Origin of the sequence: Pseudonocardia nematodicida, from assembly GCF_040105385.1 — a bacterium.
Taxonomy (GTDB): domain Bacteria; phylum Actinomycetota; class Actinomycetes; order Mycobacteriales; family Pseudonocardiaceae; genus Pseudonocardia; species Pseudonocardia nematodicida.
The window spans coordinates 523010-542607 of the sequence record NZ_JBEDNQ010000002.1; the positions used below are offsets into that span (position 1 = coordinate 523010).

The following is a 19598-nucleotide window of genomic DNA, read 5'->3' on the forward strand; positions in this document are numbered from 1 at the left end:
CTCCCGGCCCGGCAACCTCCCTGTCGTCCTGTCCCGGATCGGCGTTTCGTCGTCTCCTCAGTAATGAGGAACGGAGATCACGCCCCCACGTACTCGGCCAGGTGCTGCCCGGTCAGCGTCGACCGGTCGGCCACGAGCTCGGCCGGGGTGCCCTCGAAGACCAGCTTCCCGCCGTCGTGCCCGGCCCCGGGTCCGAGGTCGATGATCCGGTCGGCGTGCGCCATGACAGCCTGGTGGTGCTCGATCACGATCACCGACTTGCCGGAGTCGACGAGCCGGTCCAGCAGCGCGAGGAGCTGCTCGACGTCGGCCAGGTGCAGCCCCGTCGTCGGCTCGTCGAGGACGTAGACCCCGCCCTTCTCCCCCATGTGCACGGCGAGCTTGAGCCGCTGCCGCTCCCCGCCGGACAGCGTGGTCAGCGGCTGGCCGAGCTTGAGGTAGCCGAGCCCGACGTCGGCGAGCCGCTCGAGGATCTTGTGCGCGGCCGGGGTACGGGCCTCCCCCGCACCGAAGAACTTCTCGGCCTCGGCGACCGACATGCCGAGCACCTCCGAGATGTCCCTCCCGCCGAACTTGTACTCCAGCACCGAGGCGTCGAACCGCTTGCCCTCGCACACCTCGCACGGGGTGGCGACGCCGGCCATCATCGCCAGGTCCGTGTAGACGACGCCGGCGCCGTTGCAGTTCGGGCAGGCACCCTCGGAGTTCGCGCTGAACAGCGCGGGCTTGACCCCGTTGGCCTTGGCGAACGCCTTGCGGATCGGCTCCAGCAGCCCGGTGTAGGTGGCCGGGTTGCTGCGCCGGGACCCCTTGATCGCGCCCTGGTCGACCACCACGACGCCGTCCCGGCCGGCCACCGAGCCGTGGATCAACGAGCTCTTGCCCGACCCGGCCACCCCGGTGACGACGCACAGCACGCCGAGCGGGACGTCGACGTCGACGCCGGTCAGGTTGTGCAGGTCCGCGCCGCGGATCTCCATCGCCTCGCTCGGGGTCCGCACCGTCTCCTTGAGCGCGGCGCGGTCGTCGTAGTGCCGGCCGGTGAGCGTTCCCGAGGACCGCAGCCCCTCGACGGTGCCCTCGAACACGACGTGGCCACCGTCGGAACCGGCCCGCGGGCCGAGGTCGACGACGTGGTCGGCGATCGCGATCGTCTCCGGCTTGTGCTCGACGACGAGCACGGTGTTGCCCTTGTCCCGCAGCCGCAGCAGCAGGTCGTTCATCCGGGCGATGTCGTGCGGGTGCAGCCCGATGGTGGGCTCGTCGAAGACGTAGGTGACGTCGGTGAGCGACGACCCGAGGTGCCGGATCATCTTGGTGCGCTGGGCCTCGCCGCCGGACAGCGTGCCCGACGGCCGGTCCAGGCTCAGGTAGCCGAGCCCGATCTCGACGAACGAGTCGAGGGTGTCCCGCAACGACGTGAGCAGCGGCGCCACGGACGGTTCCTCCAGGTCCCGCACCCAGTCCGCGAGGTCCGAGATCTGCATCGCGCAGGCGTCGGCGATGGAGATGCCGTTGATCTTCGACGACCGGGCCAGCTCGGACAGCCGGGTGCCGTCGCAGTCGGGGCAGGTCCGGAACACGATCGCCCGGTCGACGAAGGCCCGGATGTGCGGCTGCATCGCCTCCCGGTCCTTGGACAGGAACGACTTCTCGATCCGCGGGATCAGGCCCTCGAAGGTGACGTTGATGCCGTCGACCTTGATCCGGGTCTGCTCCTTGTGGAGCAGGGCGTCCAGCTGCGGCTTGGTGAAGGTGTTGATCGGCTTGTCGCCGGGGAAGAAGCCGGAGTTGGCGAAGATCCGGCCGTACCAGCCGTCGACCGAGTAGTTCGGGATCGTCAGCGCGCCCTCGGAGATCGACTTGGTGTCGTCGTACAGGGCGGTGAGGTCGAAGTCGGAGACGTTGCCCCGGCCCTCGCAGCGCGGGCAGGCACCGCCGATGATCTCGAACGACCGGCGTTCCTTGGTCTGCCGGCCGCCCTTCTCGATCGTCACCGCGCCGGACCCGCTGATCGAGGCGACGTTGAACGAGAACGCCTTCGCCGAGCCGACGTAGGGCTGCCCGACCCGGCTGAACAGGATCCGCAGCAGCGCGCCGACGTCGGTCGCGGTGCCGACCGTGGAGCGGACGTCGCCGCCCATCCGCTCCTGGTCGACGATGATCGCGGTGGTCAGGCCGTCGAGCAGGTCGACGTCCGGCCGGGCCAGCGTCGGCATGAAGCCCTGGACGAAGGTGCTGTAGGTCTCGTTGATCATCCGCTGGGACTCGGCGGCGATCGTGGCGAAGACCAGCGAGCTCTTTCCGGAGCCGGAGACACCGGTGAACACCGTCAGCCGCCGCTTCGGCAGCTCGACGCTCACGTCGGCGAGGTTGTTCTCCCGCGCTCCGTGCACGCGGATGAGGTCGTGGCTGTCGGCGGCGTGACTGGTCATCGGCTCTCCCTGGGGTCGCGACGCATCATCGTACGGCGTACTGAGAACGTTACCGTCACCGCTGCTCGTTGATCCGGACGTGGTTGCCCGAGGGGTCCCGGAACGCGCAGTCCCGCACCCCCCAGGGCTGGTCGGTCGGCTCCTGGACCACCTCGACGCCGTCGGCCGCCTGCATCCGGTCGAACACCGCGTCGAGGTCCGGGGTGGCCAGTACGACGGTGGCGTAGGTCCCCTTGGCCATCATCTCGCTGATCGTGCGCCGCTCGTCGTCGGTGATGCCGGGGTCGGCGCCGGGCGGGGCGAGCACGATCGACGTCCCCGGCTGCCCGGCCGGGCCGACGGTGATCCAGTGCAGGCCGCCGTACTCGACGTCGTTGCGGACCTCGAACCCGAGGGCGTCGCGGTAGAAGGCGAGTGCGGCGGCCGGGTCGTCGTGCGGGAGGAACGTGGTGTGGATGCTGATGTCCATGGCGTTCACGCTAGGACCGATCCGCCGCCCCGGACTTCTCGATTCCTGACCGGTCGGGCGATCTTCTTGGCCACGCAGGCCGGGATGCCCTCGGTCGCTCCGCCCGGTCGCCGGGCGAACACGCTCGGTGGGACGCCGACCAGCTCGGAGAACCGGGTGCTGAATGTCCCGAGCGACGAGCAGCCGACGGCGAAGCACACCTCGGTGACCGACAGCTCGCCGCGCTGCAGCAACGCCATCGCCCGCTCGATCCGCCGCGTCATGAGGTAGCTGTAGGGCGACTCGCCGTAGGCCCGCCGGAACTCCCGGGACAGGTGCCCGGCCGACATGTGCTCGCCGCGGGCCAGCGACTCGACATCCAGCGGGTGCGCGTACTCGCGGTCGATCCGGTCCCGCACCCGGCGCAGGCGTGCCAGATCACGCAGGCGCACGTCATCCCTGCTGGTCACGCGGGTGATGGTGCCACACGGGTCAGGTGCGGGTCGCGACGTCCAGTGCCCGGACCCGCTCGTGCGCCGCACGCACCCGGGCCGCCAGCGCGTCGGCGGCCCGCCGGGTCGCCGGGTCGCGCTCGACCGCGTGGATCAGGTCGCGGTACTCGACGGCCAGCGAGCTGTACTCGGTCCCCAGCCTCTCGTCCTGCAGCAGGGCGGTCCGCGACTCGATGTCGAGCATCTCGTCGGCCATGTCGGCGACCTCGTCGCGCATGACCGCGCCCTCCTCGGCGAGCGCCGCGGCGTCCCGGCGACGCCGGCGGCGCTGCTCCCACCAGCGGCCGGCGACCAACGCGACCCCGAGCAGGAGCACGACGGTGACGGTGATCCCGAGGATCGGCGGACCGGGGTCGGTCAGCTCGGCGACGAACGTCTCGGCCGCCGCCACGTCCCCGAGGGGCAGTCCCTCGACCGCGTCCCCCGCGTCGGGGTAGCTGTCGCTCGCGGCGGCGCTGTTCTCCGGGCCGAGCACCAGCACGGTGCCGCCGCGTTCCTCGAGCAGCGACCTGGCCATCGCGAACAGCTCGTCCCCGCCGGCCGGCTCCGGCACGACCACCACCGACAGCGCCAGATCGTGATCGGCCGCGGCGGAGTCGACGACGGCGGCGAGTCCACTCTGGTCACCCGGCGCGGCGACACCGTTGTCGGCGAGGTCGGTCACGATCGCGTCGACGTCGGGCCCGGGCTGCAGGGTCGGCATGAGATCCTCTCCGACGGTCGGCGAAGCGGAGGTCGGGCGATGCGGGAACGGTACGTGAGGGACCCGGACGGCATGCAGTGGGTCATCGGCCGGAAATTCCTCTTCGGACCGCCGCGGTACCGGGGGTTCCGGTTCGGCATGGGTGGGGGCGAGCAGTTCTACGAACCCGCCGTGCGCCGGCCCGTCGCCGCATCCGAGCCACCGAGCGAGACCGAGCGGCACCGCGTCGTCCGTGATCGCCCGGTGCCCGACCGGACGGTCCTGCGCGAGCCACCAGCCCGCTACCGCGACGTCGACAGCCACTGGCACCGTCCCCGCAGCCGGTACAGCGGGCCGATCGTGCTGCCGACCGGCGGACGCGGCTGGAGCGGCGGCTCGTGGGGTTCCGGCGGCTCGGGCTCGGGCGGGTCCGGCGGCTCCGTGTTCGGCGGGAGCGGTGCGCGCTCCGGCGGCGGGAGCGGCACCCGCGGCGGGGGCGGCAGCGGAAGCCGCGGCGGGGGTGGCGGTGGCGCGGCGGGCGGTCTGCTGGCCGGCGTCGGCGCCGGTGGGTCACTGCTGGTCAAGGTGTTCTGGTGGGTCCTGATCGCCATCGCGATCGGCGTCGCCGTGTTCCTCACCGTGTTCGTCGTCCTCCCCGGGCTGCTGCTGGCGCTGCAGTTCGTCGTCATCGGCGTCGTGATCGGCTGGCGGGCGATGACCGGACGGCCGTGGGTGGTGGAGGCGCGGCAGAACCGCGCGGCCCCACTGGTGCACGCCTGGGAGGTGACCGGCTGGTCGGAGAGCGGCCGGGTGCGCGACGACGTCGCCGAGGCGTTGCGGCGTGGGAACGAGCCCGAGCCCACCGGCGCGGAGCGGGTCGACGTCGAGGGAGCCTGAGGGGCGCGCTCCGGACGCCGATGGCTTTCGAGACACCGAATAGAGCGGCGCTAAGAAATTTGCACGTGCAAATAATTCTGTGACAACGAACACGTGTTCGAGTAGGATGGGGCGTATGACCGCGGTCCTCGAACCCCCGATCTGGGCACTCGACCCGGACGACGAGGAGCTGCCCACCTTCCCCGACGACGACCTCGACCTGGTCTTCGTCGAAGCAGCCCTCGATCGGCTCCTGGCCTCGACCGGCACCGGGCGCACCGCCCCCGAGAGCATCGACCGGATCCGCCGGATCAAGACCCAGCTCAACCGCCTCGACGCCGCCCTGCACGACACCGCCCACGACTTCGCCCGCACCCACGTCGCCGCGCGCCTCGACACACCCGGCGCCCAGGCCGCCGAAACACTCGACCCGGACAAGCTCGAACGCAGTGTCGCCGCCCAGATCGCCCTCGCCTGCCGCACCTCGGTCCACCAGGGCCGCACCCGGATGCGCGTCGCCCGCGACCTGCACAACGGGTTCGACCACCTCCACGCCCTGTTCCTCGCCGGCGAACTCGACGCCGACAAGATCGCGGCCATCGTCACCGCCGCCGACACCTTGACCCCCGACCAGCGCGCCGAACTCGACCGGCGCCTGGCCGAACACGACCTGACCCGGCTCGGGATCGGGCGGCTGCGGGATCTGGCCCGGCGGTTGGTCGCCGAGATCGCCCCGGCCGACTTCGCCCAGCGCTGCGAGGCCGCGAAGAACACGCGCCGGGTCACCGTGCGCCCCGCCGCCGACGGGATGGCGTTCCTGACCGCCCACCTGCCCGTCGAGCAGGCCGTCGGCTGCGTGGCCGCGTTGGACAAGGCTCACCGCGACCTCTCGGCCAGCCCCGAGCCGCTGCCCCGCACCCGGGGGCAGGTCATGGCCGACACCCTCGTCGAACGCCTCACCGGCAAGACCCACGCCACCGACATCGACCTGCACGTCCAGGTCATCGTGCCGGTCGAGGCACTGATCGACCCGGACAGCCCACTTCCCGCCGAGATCCCCGGCTACGGGCCCGTCCCGGCCGACCTGCTCGCCACCAACAAAGGCCGCACGACGCTACGCCGGCTCATCACCCGCAAGGGCGTCGTCATCGGCGGAGACACCCGGCAACGCCGCTTCACCCGCTTCCTCGACGAACTCATCCGCGCCCGAACCCGCAACCGCTGCACCGAGGCCTACTGCGACGCCCCCATCCGCCACATCGACCACATCACCCGCGCCGCCGACCACGGCACCACCACCCTCGACCAGGGCCGCGGAACCTGCGAGTTCCACAACTACCTGCGCGAACAACCCGGATGGACCGTCGAACACACCCCCGACGGCGTCCAGACCACCACGCCCACCGGACACACCTACCCGAACGCACCGCCCGGATAGCCGGTCGTGCGGCGTTCAGCCGAGGAACTCCTTCAGCAGCGCGGCCACCTCGTCCGGACGCTCCAGGTACACCATGTGCCCGGTGTCCATCGGCGACACGGTCAGCTCCTCCCCCAGTTCCGCACGGCAGGCGGCGAGCCAGTCGTCGGAGACGAAGTCCGCTCTCGTCGCCGGAATGATCAACATCGGCACTCCCGGGACGACGGCCGGGCGCGCCATCTCCGACCAGGCCGCGACCACCGAGGCGCGGGAATAGCGCCAGCGCCACTTGTCGCCGGAGGCCTCGAGGTGGGCCTCGACCTCGGCGTCGACCAGCGCGCCGTCCACCCCGGCCCAGTCACCGGCCTTGGCCGCGCGGGCGTCGTCCGGCGTGGTCCAGACCTCGTCGCGGCGGGTGTCCTCGGCCCGGTCGAGCATGTCGTGAGGGTCCAGGCCGAGGGCGGGGTCGAGCAGGACCAGCCGGCGGACCCTGCCCGTCCCCGCCAGGTGCGCCGCGATCGCACCACCGAAGGAGTGCGCGACCACGTCGGCCCGCTCGATCCCCTCCCGGTCGAGGACCTCCACGGCGTCGGCGACGTGCTGTTCCAGGCTCCACGGCGGCGTCCACGGCGAGTGGCCGTGTCCGCGCAGGTCGGGCGCGATCCAGCGCCGGTGACCGAGAGCATCGACCAGTGGACGGAAGCGGGCGCCATGACCGGTGACACCGTGCAGCGCGAGAACGGGCGCACCGTCGGGCGCGCCACCCCGATGGACGTGCAGAGGCATGAAGAGATCGTCGCAAGCGCCCCATGGAGCCGCGAGGGGTACCTGAGGGTCGTCGCCGCATGATCGAACTACCCCCACGTGCCCCTCGAGGCCGCCCCTAGAGCTGCACCACGACCGCACCCGTCGCGACCGCGTCACCGGGACGCACGAGCACCCGGGTCACCGTCCCCGCCGCCGGCGCCAGCACCGGGATCTCCATCTTCATCGACTCCAGCAGGCACACCTCGTCGCCGGCGTCGACCCGGTCGCCGGGTGCGACGGCGACCGTCAGCACCGTTCCGGGCAGCTCGGACCGCACGACGGCGGCGGCGGTCTGCGGGCCGCTCCCGTTCGTCGTGCTCACAACGGGATGTTCCGCTGGTCGGAGCGGCCGCCGCCGGCCTGCTCGAGGGCGCGGAAGAGCACTGCCGGGGTCTCCTCGGGTTCGATCACGCCGTCCAGCACCCCGTGCGCGGCCAGCCGCTCCAGGGTCCCGGTGTCGCGCTGCTCGGCGACCAGCCCGGCCCGCAGCCCGGGCCGATCCTCGTCGGTCGCCGCCGCGAGCTTGCGCCGGTGCAGGATGTCCACCGCCGCCTCCGCGCCCATCACGGCGACCTCGGCCGTCGGCCAGGCGTAGACCGCGGTCGCCCCCATCGAGCGGGCGTTCATCGCCAGGTAGGCCCCGCCGAACGCCTTGCGGGTCACCAGCGTCACCCGCGGCACCCGGGCACCGGCGAACGCGTGCAGCAGCTTGGCGCCGTGCCGCAGCACGCCGGTGTGCTCCTCGGCGACGCCGGGCAGGTAGCCGGGCACGTCCACGACGACCACCAGCGGGATCCCGAGCGCGTCGCACATCCGCACGAACCGGGCGCCCTTCTCCGAGGCGGCCGCATTGAGGCAGCCGCCCAGCCGGATCGGATTGTTCGCGACGACGCCGACCGGGCGGCCGCCGAGGCGGCCGAGGCGGGTCACCAGGTTCGGCGCCCGGCCTGGCTGCAGCTCCACGCCCGGGTCGTCGAGCAGGCCGTCCAGCAGGGGTCCGACGTCGTAGGCCCGCACGGCGCGTTCCGGCAGGGCCGTACGCAGCGCGGGGCGCGGACCAGGCTCGGCGGTGCGGCCGGGGGTCCCGGCGAGCAGCGTCGTCAGCTCCCGGGCCACCGACAGGGCCTCCAGCGACGACCCGGTCGTCACGTGCGCGACGCCGGAGCGCTCGTCGTGGACCTCCGGTCCGCCGAGGTCGCGCATCCCGACCACCTCGCCGGTCACCTGCCGGATGACGTCCGGTCCGGTGACGAACATCCGGCCGGCGTCGGCCTGGATCACGACGTCGGTCAGCGCCGCCCCGTAGGCCGCGCCGCCCGCGGCCGGCCCGAGGATCACCGAGATCTGCGGCACCCGGCCCGAGGCGCGCACCATAGCCGAGAAGATCGACCCGACGCCCTCCAGTGACCGGACGCCCTCGTCGAGCCGGGCACCGCCGGAGTGCCAGAGCCCGATCACCGGAGCGCCGGCGTCGCACGCGTCGTCGATCGCGCCGGCGATCACCGCGCACTCCGCGCTGCCGACGGCGCCGCCGCGCCGGGCGGGTTCGGTGCCGAACGCGTACGCCGGCGTCCCGGCCACGAGACCGCGGGCGGCACGGGCGCCGACGCCGTCGTCGGGGGTCAGCAGCTCGCAGCTACCCGGATCGAAGAAGAGCTCCAGACGGTGCACGGCATCGGTGGGCGCGACCCCGGTAGCTTCACGGGACGCAGTAGCGTCCGGGGACGCGGTGGCTTCCGGAGACGCAGGGGCTTCCAGGGACATGTGACGAGCCTCCCAGTGCGGCGGGCCCCGGCCATCCCCTGCCCGGCCCCTGAAAACCGCCCCCTATACCTCCGCGACCAGCGCCGCCGGACCGTGCCCGGGCTCCATGGCGATCACCTCGCGCAGCCCCACCCGGCCGCGGACCTCGAGCTTGCGGTACACCCGGGTCAGGTGCTGCTCGACGGTGCTCACCGTGATGTAGAGGGCCCGGCTGATCTCCCGGTTACTCTTGCCCTGAGCCGCCAGCAGGGCGACCCGTTGCTCGGCGTCGCTCAGCGCGTCCGGGGAGGACAGGGGAGCGATGTCGATCGCGTCCGCGGGAACCGGGGCCGCCCCGGCCCGGTCCTCGACCGCGCCGGCGGGGAGCCGGGCCAGGCAGGCCCGCTCCGCCCGGCACTCCCGCGCCGCGTCCATCGCGCGCCGGGCCGTCGACCGCGACCGCTCGGGATCCCCGAGGTCGTGGTGTGCCGAGCTCAGCGCGGCCAGCGCGAGCATCTCGTCGAACCGGGCTCCGACCCGGTGGGCCAGGCCGGCCGACTCCCGCAACAGCTCCGGACGGGCTCCCGGCTCGCGGGCGCCGGCCAGCACCCGCAGGGCGACCGCGCGCACCATCGGGGCCTCCCCGGTGGGCCGGGCCTGCTGGGCGGCGATCAGGTCCACGGCGACGTCGTGCCGCCCGAGCTCGAGCTGGGTCCGGGCGAGGTCGCCCCGCCAGGGCAGCCAGGCCGGCAGGTCGAGGTCCCACCGCGCGGCCAGCTCACCGCAGGCGTTGAAGTCGGCCTCGGCGGCTGCCGGGCGGCCCGCCGCGAGGCGCGCCTGACCGCGGGCACGCAGGTAGCCGAGCCAGTGCGAGGTCCGCCGGGTCTCCCTCGGCACCGGGATCTCCAGCAGCGACTCCGCGGTGTCCACCCGGCCGAGGGCGGCCGCGGATCCGACCGCGACCGACAGCGGAGTCGCGAGCGCCACCCCCCAGTGCTGCTCGGGCATCTCCTCGAGGGCCCGCGTGGCGATCTCGCCGGCCTCGACCAGGTGTCCGCGATGGACCGCGATCTCGGCCTTCACGGTGTGCAGCACGGCCAGCGTCCGCTGTGCACCGGCCTCACGGGCGTGCGCGATCAGCACGGCGCACCAGTGCTCGGCGCGGTTGAGCCGCCCCAGGCGCACCAGCGAGACCAGGCTCATCGCCAGCAGCTCCGGCGGGGTCGGCGTGAGCAGCGCCGCGCGCAGCGGACGCTCGGCGGCCAGGCCGGGGACCATGTCCGGCACGGCACCCTGCGCGGACCGCCCGGCGGCCCCCGCCGCCGCCAGCCGTCCGATCGCGACGTCGGACGTGACGGCCTCGGAGCCGGGCAGGTCCGGGTGCACGACCCGGATCCAGCCGCGCAGCGCACGGCGGTCGGCCCGGCGGGCGTCGGCGAGCTCCTGCTCGTCGAGCAACCGGCGGGTCCGCGCGGCGGCGCTCTCCCTGCCGTGCCACAGCTGGCACCACAGCAGGGTGAGCAGGTCGCCCGGCCGCAGCCGGTCGGCGACGGCCTCGAGCTCGGGGAGCAGCGGCAGGACGCAGGCCGGCGAGGTGCTGAACCGCACCGTGGCGAGCTCCGCGAGCACCGCGGCCCGCTCCGGGTCGCCCGGCGCCAGCGCGGAGAGGGCGAGGTCGAGCGCCTCGGCCGCGCGATGGCGCTCCCCCTGGGAGACCAGCTGGACGGCCGCCTCCCGGAGCAGGTGCACCGCGTCCTCCGGGCACGGCTCGCCCGCCTCGACCAGGAGCTCGGCCACCCGGGAGACCGGGATGCCGTCGCGGTAGAGCAGCATCGCGCTGGCCTGCCGCCCCTCGGCCAGCTCGTCGTGCGGGGCCTGCTCGAGCACGGCGTCGCGCGCGTCGGGATGACGGAACCGCAGGTCGACGAGCAGGCCGGCCTGCCCCAGCGCGACCAGCGCCCGCTGCACGACGGTCGGGCGCTCGTCGAGCAGCCGGATCACGCGTTCGCAGGTCGCTTCCTCGCCGAGCAGGGCGACCGCGCGGGCCACCGCCGGCAGCGTGGGGTCGCCGCGGTGCAGGCAGGACAGGACGGCGTCGTGGAAGGCCTCGCCCGTCGTCACGCCCTCCCCCGGGCTGTGCAGGTGGTCGGCGACGAGCGCCCGCACCAGCCTGGGGTTGCCGCCGGTCGTCTGGTGGTAGCTGGGGGCCTGCTCACGGGCGTAGGCGTCGCCCAGGTCCGTCGCGACGAGCTCGCGCACGCCGCCCAGCGTCAGCGGTGAGAGCCGGATCCGGGCGAAGCCCACCTGCCGGCTGACCTCGGTACGCAGCAGGTCCTGGGCCGGCGGTGACGGATCGGTGACCGCGAGCACGATCATGATCGGGACGGCGTCGGCGCGACGCTGCAGGTAGAGCAGCGCCCGGGTGCTGAAGTCGTCCGCGAGCTCCAGGTCGTCGACCACGAGCACGATCGGCCGGCGCGCGGCCAGCTCGACGAGACCGACGCAGAGCCGGCGGATCTCCGGCAGTCGCTCCGGCCCGTGCGGGTCGGACCGGTCGGTCAGCACGAGGTCGTCGACGACCCCGGCGATACCCGGCGGCAGCGTCGCGCCGGTCACCAGCTGGCAGAGCAGACCGCCGCTGACGTCCTGTTCCATCCGCGAGCCGGTCGCGGTCAGGACCAGCGCACCCTTCTCCTCGACCTGCTCGGCGAAACGGCGCACGACCGTGGTCCGCCCGCTCGACCGTGGGCCACTGACGAGCACGAGCCGGCCTCGGCCGGCCAGGACGTCGTCGTAGGCCGAGTGCAGCGCACGGAACTCCGCTGCGCGCTCGACGACCGCCATGATCCTCTCCCCCCGGAGACCTCATGAATTCGACACCCCGGCGCAGTGCACAGAGAAGAATCGGAATCACGAATTCCGGGGCCGTGTCTCGTCACGAGACTAACCGGGTCAATGGGGACGATCAACTCCACGACGGACATTCCGGCCGATCTCACCAGGGATTCCACCGGTCGTCGCAGGTCCCTGATGGACAGACACCTGCCGTGGGGGCGCGATTTCACCAGGAATTCACCCGTCTGCACTTGAGCGCCCCTCTTTGCAACCTCCTATCAAGTGAGACGTAGATCATAGTAAACGCTTGCCGAGTGGCGGTTGCTCACGGCCGTGGCGGACAGTGTCACCCGATCCAGGGTGGGATCACACGCATCGTGACCGGCTCGGAGACCGTCCGACGCCTTCCGTCACCCACACCCGGCCGATCCGTCCGGGTCGCCGGCGTGCCATTTTTCCAGCATTTTCGGCACGACGGAGAAAATGGCGGCGAATCGCTCCGGCGGCAATGCCGGCATGCCGCCGGCGCCGGGCCCCTAGCATTCGCGATCCCCTATCCCGTTCGGGCGACGAACCCCTGTCGGGCCCCTGAAGGGCCGTCTCCGGGGGTCCGCGCGGGGCGAGGGGGTTCCTAGGCTTCACTCTCGTGAAGGGGATCGTGCTCGCCGGCGGTGCCGGGACGCGGCTGCACCCGGTGACCTTGTCCGTGTCCAAGCAGCTGCTGCCGGTCTACGACAAGCCGATGGTCTACTACCCGCTGTCGGTGCTGATGCTCGCCGGGGTCCGGGAGATCCTGCTGATCTCCACCCCGGACCACCTGCCGCAGTTCCGCAGCCTGCTCGGCGACGGGAGCCGGCTCGGCCTCGAGCTGACCTACGCCGAGCAGCCAGAGCCCCGCGGCCTGGCCGACGCCTTCGTCATCGGCGCGGACCACGTCGGAGACGACACCGCGGCGCTGGTGCTCGGCGACAACATCTTCCACGGACCGCGGTTCGCCGAGATCCTCGAGCGCACCGCCGCCGACGTCGAGGGCTGCGTCCTGTTCGGCTACCCGGTCGGTGACCCGGAGCGCTACGGCGTCGCCGTCACCGACGCCGGCGGCCGGCTGGTCGACATCGAGGAGAAGCCGGCCCGTCCGAGGTCCAACCGGGCCATCACCGGGCTGTACTTCTACGACAACGACGTCGTCGACATCGCCAAGAACATCCGCCCGTCCCCCCGGGGCGAGCTGGAGATCACCGACGTCAACCGGGTCTACCTGGAGCGCGGCGACGCGCAGCTGGTGGACCTGGGGCGGGGGTTCGCCTGGCTGGACACCGGCACGCACGACTCGCTGCTGGCGGCCGGCCAGTACCTGCAGACCCTCGAGCACCGGCAAGGGGTGCGGATCGCGTGCCTGGAGGAGGTGGCGCTGCGGATGGGCTTCATCGACGCCGCGCACTGCTACACGCTCGGGGAGCAGCTCGGCGACACCGGTTACGGGCGCTACGTGCGGGCGATCGCGGTCGAGCACGGCCATCCGGGGGTGTCCGATGACCTCTTCTGAGATCGAGCTGCCCGGTGGCGTCCGGGGCCGCCCACTGGCCGTCGAGGGGGCGTGGGAGTTCGCGCCGCCGGTGCACGGCGACGCCCGCGGGGTGTTCGTCTCCCCGTACCAGGAGCCGGCCTTCGTCGAGGCCGTCGGCCACCCACTGCCGGTGGTCCAGACCAACCAGAACCGGTCCGCCGCCGGGGTGATCCGGGGCGTCCACTTCGTACTCGGCCAGGAGAAGCTGGTGCACTGCTCGCGCGGCCGGGCCCTGGACCTGGTCGTCGACCTGCGCGTCGGGTCGCCGACCTTCGGGGCCTGGGACGCCGTCGAGATGGACGACGAGTCCTTCCGCGCCCTCTACTTCCCCCCGGGCACCGGCCACGCGTTCGCGGCCCGCGCCGACGACACCGTCATGTCCTATCTGGTCTCGACGAGCTACGACCCGGAGGCCGAACGGACGGTGCACCCGCTCGACGCCGAGCTCGCGCTGCCCTGGCCGGCCGGCGCCGACCCGATCCTGTCCGCCCGCGACCGCGATGCCCCGACGCTGCGCGGCGCCGCCGAGCGCGGGCTGCTGCCCCACTACCCGGAGGTGCCGCATGTCGCTCGCCCTGCCCGCCAGTAGCGATCTCCGGATCGCACGGTCGGCCTCCGCCGGCTCCGGGCTCACCTCCGACGCGGAGTACCGGCGCTGGTACGACGACTGCGCGCAGCGCAACCACACCGTCGTCGAGCGGGTGCCGCTGGACGACCTGGACGGCTGGACGGTGCACCGCGGCACCGGCAACATCGGCCACGTCTCCGGCAAGTTCTTCACCGTCGAGGGCCTCGACGTGCAGTACCCGGCCGGACCAGTCCCGCACTGGTCGCAGCCGATCATCAACCAGCCCGAGGTCGGGATCCTGGGCCTGCTGGTGCGCGAGTTCGACGGCGTCCTGCACTGCCTGGTGCAGGGCAAGGTCGAGCCGGGCAACTGCAACGGCGTGCAGCTCTCCCCGACCGTCCAGGCCACCCGGAGCAACTACACCCAGGTCCACAAGGGACGCTCGGTGCCCTATCTGGAGTTCTTCCGGGACCTGGACGGGCGCCGGGTCGTGGCCGACGTCCGGCAGTCCGAGCAGGGCGCCTGGTTCCTGCAGAAGCGCAACCGGAACATGATCGTCGACGTGACCGGCGAGCCGGTCCCGGAACCGCACGAGGACTTCTGCTGGCTGACCCTGGCCCAGGTGCACGCGCTGCTCGCCGAGACCGACACGGTGAACATGGACCTGCGGACCGTACTGTCCTGCCTGCCGATCGCGGGCCCGGGCGCGGCGGACCTGCTCGGATCCGGCGCCGACCCCTTCACCGCCGCGGTCGCACGGTCCTGTGACTCCGGCGCCACGACACGGCACGAACCCGCCGAGATCCTCAGCTGGATCACCGACGCGCGCACCCGGCACGAGATCGTCGCGACCCCGGTGCCGCTCAACCAGCTCGAGCGCTGGGTGCGCCGCGACGGCGAGATCTCCCACGAGCAGGGCCGGCACTTCCGGGTCGTCGGGATCGACGTCCGCGCCGGCGGACGGGAGGTGAAGCGCTGGGCCCAGCCGATGTTCGAACCGGTGGGCGACGGGCTCGCCGCGCTGCTGGTCAAGCGGATCGACGGCGTCCTGCACGCGCTGGTGCACGCCCGGGTGGAGCCGGGCCTGCTCGACGTCGTGGAGCTCGCCCCGACCGTGCAGTGCACGGTGGACAACTACCTGCCCGGCCCGCCGGAGCGACGCCCGCGTTTCCTGGACCGGGTGCTCGCCGCCGGCCCCGAGGAGGTCCGGTTCGACACCGTGCTGTCCGAGGAGGGCGGGCGCTTCCAGGAGGCCCGGGTGCGCTACCTGATCGTCGAGGAGCCGGAGACGACCCCCGACGGCGCGCACCCCGACCACCGGTGGCTGGCGCTGCACCAGCTGGTGGGCCTGCTCCAGCACAGCCACTACGTCAACGTGCAGGCCCGCACCCTGGTGGCCTGCCTGCACAGCCTGGCCGTCTAGTCACCCCAGCACACGGAAGGGCCCCTCACCGAGGATCGGTGAGGGGCCCTTCCGCGGTCGGGGGACCGTTCTCAACCCGCGCCGAGGACCTCGCGCAGCGCCGCGATCACGCGGTCCTGCACCGAGGTCGGCAGGCTCGGGTACATCGGCAGCGAGAAGATCTCGCCGGCCAGCTTCTCGGTGACCGGCAGGTCGCCGGCGCCGTAGCCGAGGTGGGCGAAGCCCTTCATCGTGTGCACCGGCCACGGGTAGCTGATGTTCAACGCGATGTCGTGGGCCTTGAGTGCGGTGAGGATCCGGTCCCGTTCCGGGTGCCGGACGACGTAGACGTAGTGCACGTGCTCGTTGCCCGGGTTCACCGTGGGGAGCACCAGCTCGGTGTCCCCGAGCGCCTCGGCGTAGCGGGCGGCGACGGCGCGCCGGCCCTCGGTGTAGGAGTCGAGCCGGGTCAGCTTGCGCCGCAGGATCTCCGCCTGCACCGCGTCGAGCCGCGCGTTGTACCCGGGAGTCTCGACGACGTAGTAGACGTCCTCCATGCCGTAGAAGCGCAGCCGGCGCAGCGCGGCGTCGGTCTCCGGCCGCGCCGAGATCGTGGCGCCGCCGTCGCCGTAGGCCCCCAGCACCTTCGTCGGGTAGAAGGAGAACGCCGCGGCGTCGCCGAACGTGCCGGCCAGCCGGCCGTCCTGCCGGGCGCCGTGTGCCTGGGCGCAGTCCTCGAACACCGGGATCCCGGCCTCGTCGGCGACCGCGCGCAGCGGCGCCATGTCGACGCACTGGCCGTAGAGGTGCACCGGCAGCAGGCACTTCGTGCGCTCGGTGATGGCGTCGCGGACGGCGCCGACGTCCATCAAGTAGTCGTCCTCGCGCACGTCGACGAACCGCGGGACGGCGCCGATCTGGTCGATCGCGATGACGGTCGGCGCCGCGGTGTTGGACACCGTCACGACCTCGTCACCGGGGCCGACGCCGAGCGCGCGCAGGCCCAGCACGATCGCGTTCGTGCCGTTGTCCACGCCCACGCAGTGCGGCATGCCGTGGTAGGCCGCGAACTCCTCCTCGAAGCCGGCCACACTCGGTCCGAGGATCAGCTGACCGGACTCGAACACCGTGCGGACCGCGTCCAGGATGTCCTCGGACTCCTCTGCGTACTCGGGCAGGTAGTCCCATACGCGCGTCGTCACGTGCCAATCCTCCTCGTCCGGGAAGATCCAGCACAGGCCATCGGCGCGGGGCCCGACAACCCCTAGCACTCCCCTGCTGCGGTGCGGGCGACGTTCAGGGGTTGGCCCGCGCGCGGGGTCTCCCTAGCGTCGGCGCCCATGACCGGATGCCGAACGTGCGGTGGCGCCGTGACCGAGCTCGTCGACTTCGGACGGCAGCCGCTGTCCGACGCGTTCCGCCTGCCGGACGACGGGTCGGAGGAGTTCTTCTTCCGGCTCGCCGTCGGCATGTGCGGGAGCTGCACCATGACGCAGCTCGTCGAAGAGGTGCCGCGCGAGGCGATGTTCCACGAGGACTACCCGTACTTCTCCTCGGGGTCGGCGGTGATGCGCAAGCACTTCGAGCTCACCGCCCGGCACTTCCTGGAGACCGAGCTGACCGGCGACGACCCGTTCGTCGTCGAGATCGGCTGCAACGACGGCATCATGCTGTCCACCATCGGCGACGCCGGTGTCCGCCACCTCGGCGTCGACCCCTCCGGCGGGGTCGCCGACGTCGCCCGCTCGAAGGGTGTCCGGGTCCGGACCGCGTTCTTCGAGGAGGCCACCGCGGCCGAGATCGCCGAGGCGGACGGGCCGGCCGACGTCGTCTACGCGGCGAACACGATCTGCCACATCCCCTACCTCGACTCGATCTTCCGCGGGCTCGACGCGCTGCTCGGCCCGAACGGGATCTTCGTCTTCGAGGACCCCTACCTCGGCGACATCGTCGAGCGCACCTCGTTCGACCAGATCTACGACGAGCACTTCTACCTGTTCACCGCCCGCTCGGTCCGCGCGCTGGCCCGGAAGTTCGGCTTCGACCTGGTCGACGTCGAGCGGCTGCCGGTGCACGGCGGCGAGGTCCGCTACACCGTCGCCCGCGCCGGGTCCCGCCCGGTGTCCCCGGCCGTCGGCGCGCTGCTGGCCGAGGAGGAGCAGCGCCGGCTCGGCGAGCCGGAGACGGTGCGCGAGTTCGGCGAGGCCGTCGGGCGGATCCGGGACGACCTGCGGAGTCTGCTCACCGAGCTGAAGGCCGACGGCAAGCGGGTGGTCGGCTACGGCGCGACCGCGAAGAGCGCCACCGTGGCGAACTTCTGCGGGCTGGGCCCGGACCTGGTCGAGTTCGTGTCCGACACGACCCCGGCCAAGCAGGACCGGCTCACCCCCGGATCGCACATCCCGGTGCGCGCCCCGGAGGCGTTCCGCGCCGACTACCCGGACTACGCGCTGCTGTTCGCCTGGAACCACGCCGAGGAGATCATGGCGAACGAGCGGGAGTTCCGGGACGCCGGCGGCCGCTGGATCCTCTACGTCCCCGACGTGCACGTGGTCTGATGCACGCCCCGGTCGTGGTGCTGGGTGCCTCCGGCTTCCTGGGCTCGCACCTGGTGCGGGCGCTGCGGGCCGGCGGGCACCCGGTCCGTGCGGTGTCCCGCACCCCCGCCCGCGTTCCCGAGGACTGCGGCGTCGAGGTCGTGCTCGCCGATCTGAGCGTGCCCGGCGCCGCCGCGGTCGCGCTCGAGGGCGCCTCTGCGGTGGTCCACCTGGTGGCCGACATCGACACCGTCGGCGGCCGCGGCTGGCGCACCGCGGAGGGCGCGGCGGGGGCCGCCACCCCACCGGACCGGGTCCTGACCGAGGTCGTCGAGGCGCTGGCCGCCGCACCCGACCCGCTGCCGGTGGTGTGGACGGGCTCGGTCGCCCAGGTCGGTGAGCGCGAGTCCACACTGGTCACCGGCACCGAGCCGGACCATCCGGAGACCGCCTACGACCGCGGCAAGTGCGCCGCCGAGGCGATCCTGCTCGACGCCGGCCGCCGGGGCGTGCTGCGGCCGGTGCCGGTCCGGCTCCCGACGCTCTACGGGCCGCCCGCCGCCCCCGGCTGCTCGGCCGGCGGCGGCGTGGTCACCGCGATGGTGCGCCGCGCGCTCGCCGGTGACCCGCTGACCATGTGGAACGACGGCCGGATCGACCGCGACCTGCTGCACGTCGCCGACACCGCGGCGGCTCTGGTGCACGCGCTGTCCCTGCCCGGCCCGCGCGACGGCCGCGCGTGGCTGGTCGGCGGGGACGCGCCCGTCGAGCTGGGCACGCTGTTCGAGCGGATCTCCGCGACCTGCGCGGCCGTCACCGGGAAACCCCCCGTCCCGGTGCAGCGGGTGCCCGCCCCCGACTACGCGACCGCGGCCGACCTGCGCGGGATCGCGGTGGACTCGACGCCCTTCCGCCTGGCCACCGGCTGGACCCCGCGCGTGGGGCTGGCGGACGGCCTGCGGGAGACCGTCGCCCACGTCGCCCGGAACTAGGAGAGCGCTTGTTCACCCGCAACCACGCCGACGTCTACGAGACGATCTACCGCAGCCGCGGCAAGGACTGGGAGGCCGAGGCCCGCGAGGTGCTCGGCCACATCCACGCCGCGCGGCCGGACACCCGCTCGCTGCTCGACGTCGCCTGCGGCACCGGCATCCACCTGCAGCAGTTCGGGAAGTTCGTCGAGCACTGCGAGGGCGTGGAGATCGCCGAGCCGATGATCGAGATGGCCGCCGAGCGGGTCCCCGGGGTCCCGCTGCACCGCGGCGACATGCGCTCCTTCGACCTGGGCCGCACCTTCGACGCGGTCACCTGCATGTTCTGCTCGATCGGCTATCTCGACACGGTCGACGACATGCGCGACGCCGTCGCGACGATGGCGGCCCACCTCTCCCCGGGAGGCGTGCTGGCGATCGAGCCGTGGTGGTTCCCGGAGAAGTTCATCGACGGCTACGTCGCCGGCGACGTCAGCCGTGCGCCCGACCGCACGATCACCCGGCTCTCGCACTCCACACTGGTCGGCGGGAAGACCCGGATGGAGCTGCGGTTCGTGATCGGCGAGGCGAGCGGGATCACCGAGTTCACCGAGATCGAACTGCTGAGCCTGTGGACCGAACAGGACTACCTCACGGCCTTCGACGACGCCGGCTGCCCGGCCCGCTACCTGCCCGGGGGCCCTACCGGACGCGGCCTGTTCGTCGGGGTCCGGGCAGGGGTCCGTTAGGGGTGTCCGGGGGGTTCGCGGCGGTCATACCGTCCCCGTGACCAGTCCA

Annotated in this window: 17 protein-coding genes; 8 read left to right on the forward strand and 9 right to left on the reverse strand. The window is 72.7% G+C overall.

The annotated features are described in order from the left end of the window. Positions 1-77 precede the first annotated feature (77 nt). Genes WIS52_RS06715 through WIS52_RS06730 form a run of 4 tightly spaced genes read right to left on the reverse strand, consistent with a single transcriptional unit; the run spans position 78 to position 4098 of the window. Positions 78-2435 (reverse strand): excinuclease ABC subunit UvrA, encoded by a 2358-nt coding sequence (locus WIS52_RS06715; RefSeq protein ID WP_349297240.1) that lies wholly within the window; start codon positions 2433-2435, stop codon positions 78-80. Between the two features lie 55 nt (positions 2436-2490). After that, positions 2491-2904, reverse strand: a complete 414-nt coding sequence (locus WIS52_RS06720) for a VOC family protein (protein ID WP_349297241.1) — start codon at positions 2902-2904, stop codon at positions 2491-2493. Between the two features lie 5 nt (positions 2905-2909). Beyond that, complete coding sequence (locus WIS52_RS06725) at positions 2910-3353, reverse strand: helix-turn-helix transcriptional regulator (protein WP_349297242.1); 444 nt, start codon at positions 3351-3353, stop codon at positions 2910-2912. A gap of 22 nt (positions 3354-3375) precedes the next feature. Continuing rightward, the gene (locus tag WIS52_RS06730) at positions 3376-4098 is read right to left on the reverse strand and encodes an Rv1476 family membrane protein (protein WP_349297243.1); all 723 of its coding nucleotides are present in this window, start codon (positions 4096-4098) and stop codon (positions 3376-3378) included. Between the two features lie 54 nt (positions 4099-4152). Here WIS52_RS06730 and WIS52_RS06735 point away from each other — a divergent pair, with 54 nt between their 5' ends. Further along, a complete protein-coding gene (locus tag WIS52_RS06735) occupies positions 4153-4974 on the forward strand; it encodes a hypothetical protein (protein WP_349297244.1) in 822 nt (273 codons plus the stop codon). A gap of 115 nt (positions 4975-5089) precedes the next feature. Continuing rightward, a complete protein-coding gene (locus WIS52_RS06740; protein WP_349297245.1) occupies positions 5090-6391 on the forward strand; it encodes a DUF222 domain-containing protein in 1302 nt (433 codons plus the stop codon). Between the two features lie 15 nt (positions 6392-6406). Here the strand turns inward: WIS52_RS06740 and WIS52_RS06745 are convergent, their stop codons facing one another. From WIS52_RS06745 to WIS52_RS06760, 4 genes are all read right to left on the reverse strand, one after another. Further along, complete coding sequence (locus tag WIS52_RS06745; RefSeq protein WP_349297246.1) at positions 6407-7156, reverse strand: alpha/beta fold hydrolase; 750 nt, start codon at positions 7154-7156, stop codon at positions 6407-6409. 97 nt (positions 7157-7253) lie between these two features. Continuing rightward, positions 7254-7499 (reverse strand): biotin/lipoyl-binding carrier protein, encoded by a 246-nt coding sequence (locus WIS52_RS06750; protein ID WP_349297247.1) that lies wholly within the window; start codon positions 7497-7499, stop codon positions 7254-7256. Beyond that, complete coding sequence (locus tag WIS52_RS06755; protein ID WP_379611844.1) at positions 7496-8848, reverse strand: acyl-CoA carboxylase subunit beta; 1353 nt, start codon at positions 8846-8848, stop codon at positions 7496-7498. The genes WIS52_RS06750 and WIS52_RS06755 overlap by 4 nt, the downstream gene beginning before the upstream one ends. A gap of 156 nt (positions 8849-9004) precedes the next feature. Then, positions 9005-11764 carry an AAA family ATPase gene (locus tag WIS52_RS06760; RefSeq protein WP_349297249.1) on the reverse strand — a complete coding sequence of 920 codons (2760 nt, stop codon included), beginning with the start codon at positions 11762-11764 and terminating at the stop codon, positions 9005-9007. A gap of 637 nt (positions 11765-12401) precedes the next feature. Between WIS52_RS06760 and rfbA the strand changes: the two genes are divergently transcribed. The 3 genes from rfbA to WIS52_RS06775 are packed head-to-tail and all read left to right on the forward strand — an operon-like array spanning position 12402 to position 15313. Beyond that, on the forward strand, positions 12402-13301 hold the full coding sequence (rfbA, locus tag WIS52_RS06765; RefSeq protein WP_349297250.1) for a glucose-1-phosphate thymidylyltransferase RfbA: 900 nt from the start codon (positions 12402-12404) through the stop codon (positions 13299-13301). Then, entirely contained in the window at positions 13288-13911 is a 624-nt protein-coding gene (locus WIS52_RS06770) for a dTDP-4-dehydrorhamnose 3,5-epimerase family protein (RefSeq protein ID WP_349297251.1), read from the forward strand. Before rfbA ends, WIS52_RS06770 begins: the two co-directional genes overlap by 14 nt. Then, positions 13886-15313 (forward strand): NDP-hexose 2,3-dehydratase family protein, encoded by a 1428-nt coding sequence (locus WIS52_RS06775; RefSeq protein WP_349297252.1) that lies wholly within the window; start codon positions 13886-13888, stop codon positions 15311-15313. The genes WIS52_RS06770 and WIS52_RS06775 overlap by 26 nt, the downstream gene beginning before the upstream one ends. Before the next feature lie 71 nt (positions 15314-15384). On the opposite strand, the gene WIS52_RS06780 is transcribed toward WIS52_RS06775, so the two are convergent. Next, positions 15385-16494, reverse strand: coding sequence for a DegT/DnrJ/EryC1/StrS family aminotransferase (locus WIS52_RS06780; RefSeq protein ID WP_349297253.1), 1110 nt, complete (start codon positions 16492-16494; stop codon positions 15385-15387). Positions 16495-16632: 138 nt separating this feature from the next. On the opposite strand from WIS52_RS06780, the gene WIS52_RS06785 reads away from it, so the two are divergent. Genes WIS52_RS06785 through WIS52_RS06795 form a run of 3 tightly spaced genes read left to right on the forward strand, consistent with a single transcriptional unit; the run spans position 16633 to position 19549 of the window. Continuing rightward, positions 16633-17850, forward strand: coding sequence for a class I SAM-dependent methyltransferase (locus WIS52_RS06785; protein WP_349297254.1), 1218 nt, complete (start codon positions 16633-16635; stop codon positions 17848-17850). Continuing rightward, positions 17850-18821 carry an NAD-dependent epimerase/dehydratase family protein gene (locus WIS52_RS06790; protein WP_349297255.1) on the forward strand — a complete coding sequence of 324 codons (972 nt, stop codon included), beginning with the start codon at positions 17850-17852 and terminating at the stop codon, positions 18819-18821. Before WIS52_RS06785 ends, WIS52_RS06790 begins: the two co-directional genes overlap by 1 nt. An 8-nt stretch (positions 18822-18829) precedes the next feature. Continuing rightward, a complete protein-coding gene (locus WIS52_RS06795) occupies positions 18830-19549 on the forward strand; it encodes a class I SAM-dependent DNA methyltransferase (RefSeq protein ID WP_349297256.1) in 720 nt (239 codons plus the stop codon). Positions 19550-19598 lie beyond the last annotated feature (49 nt).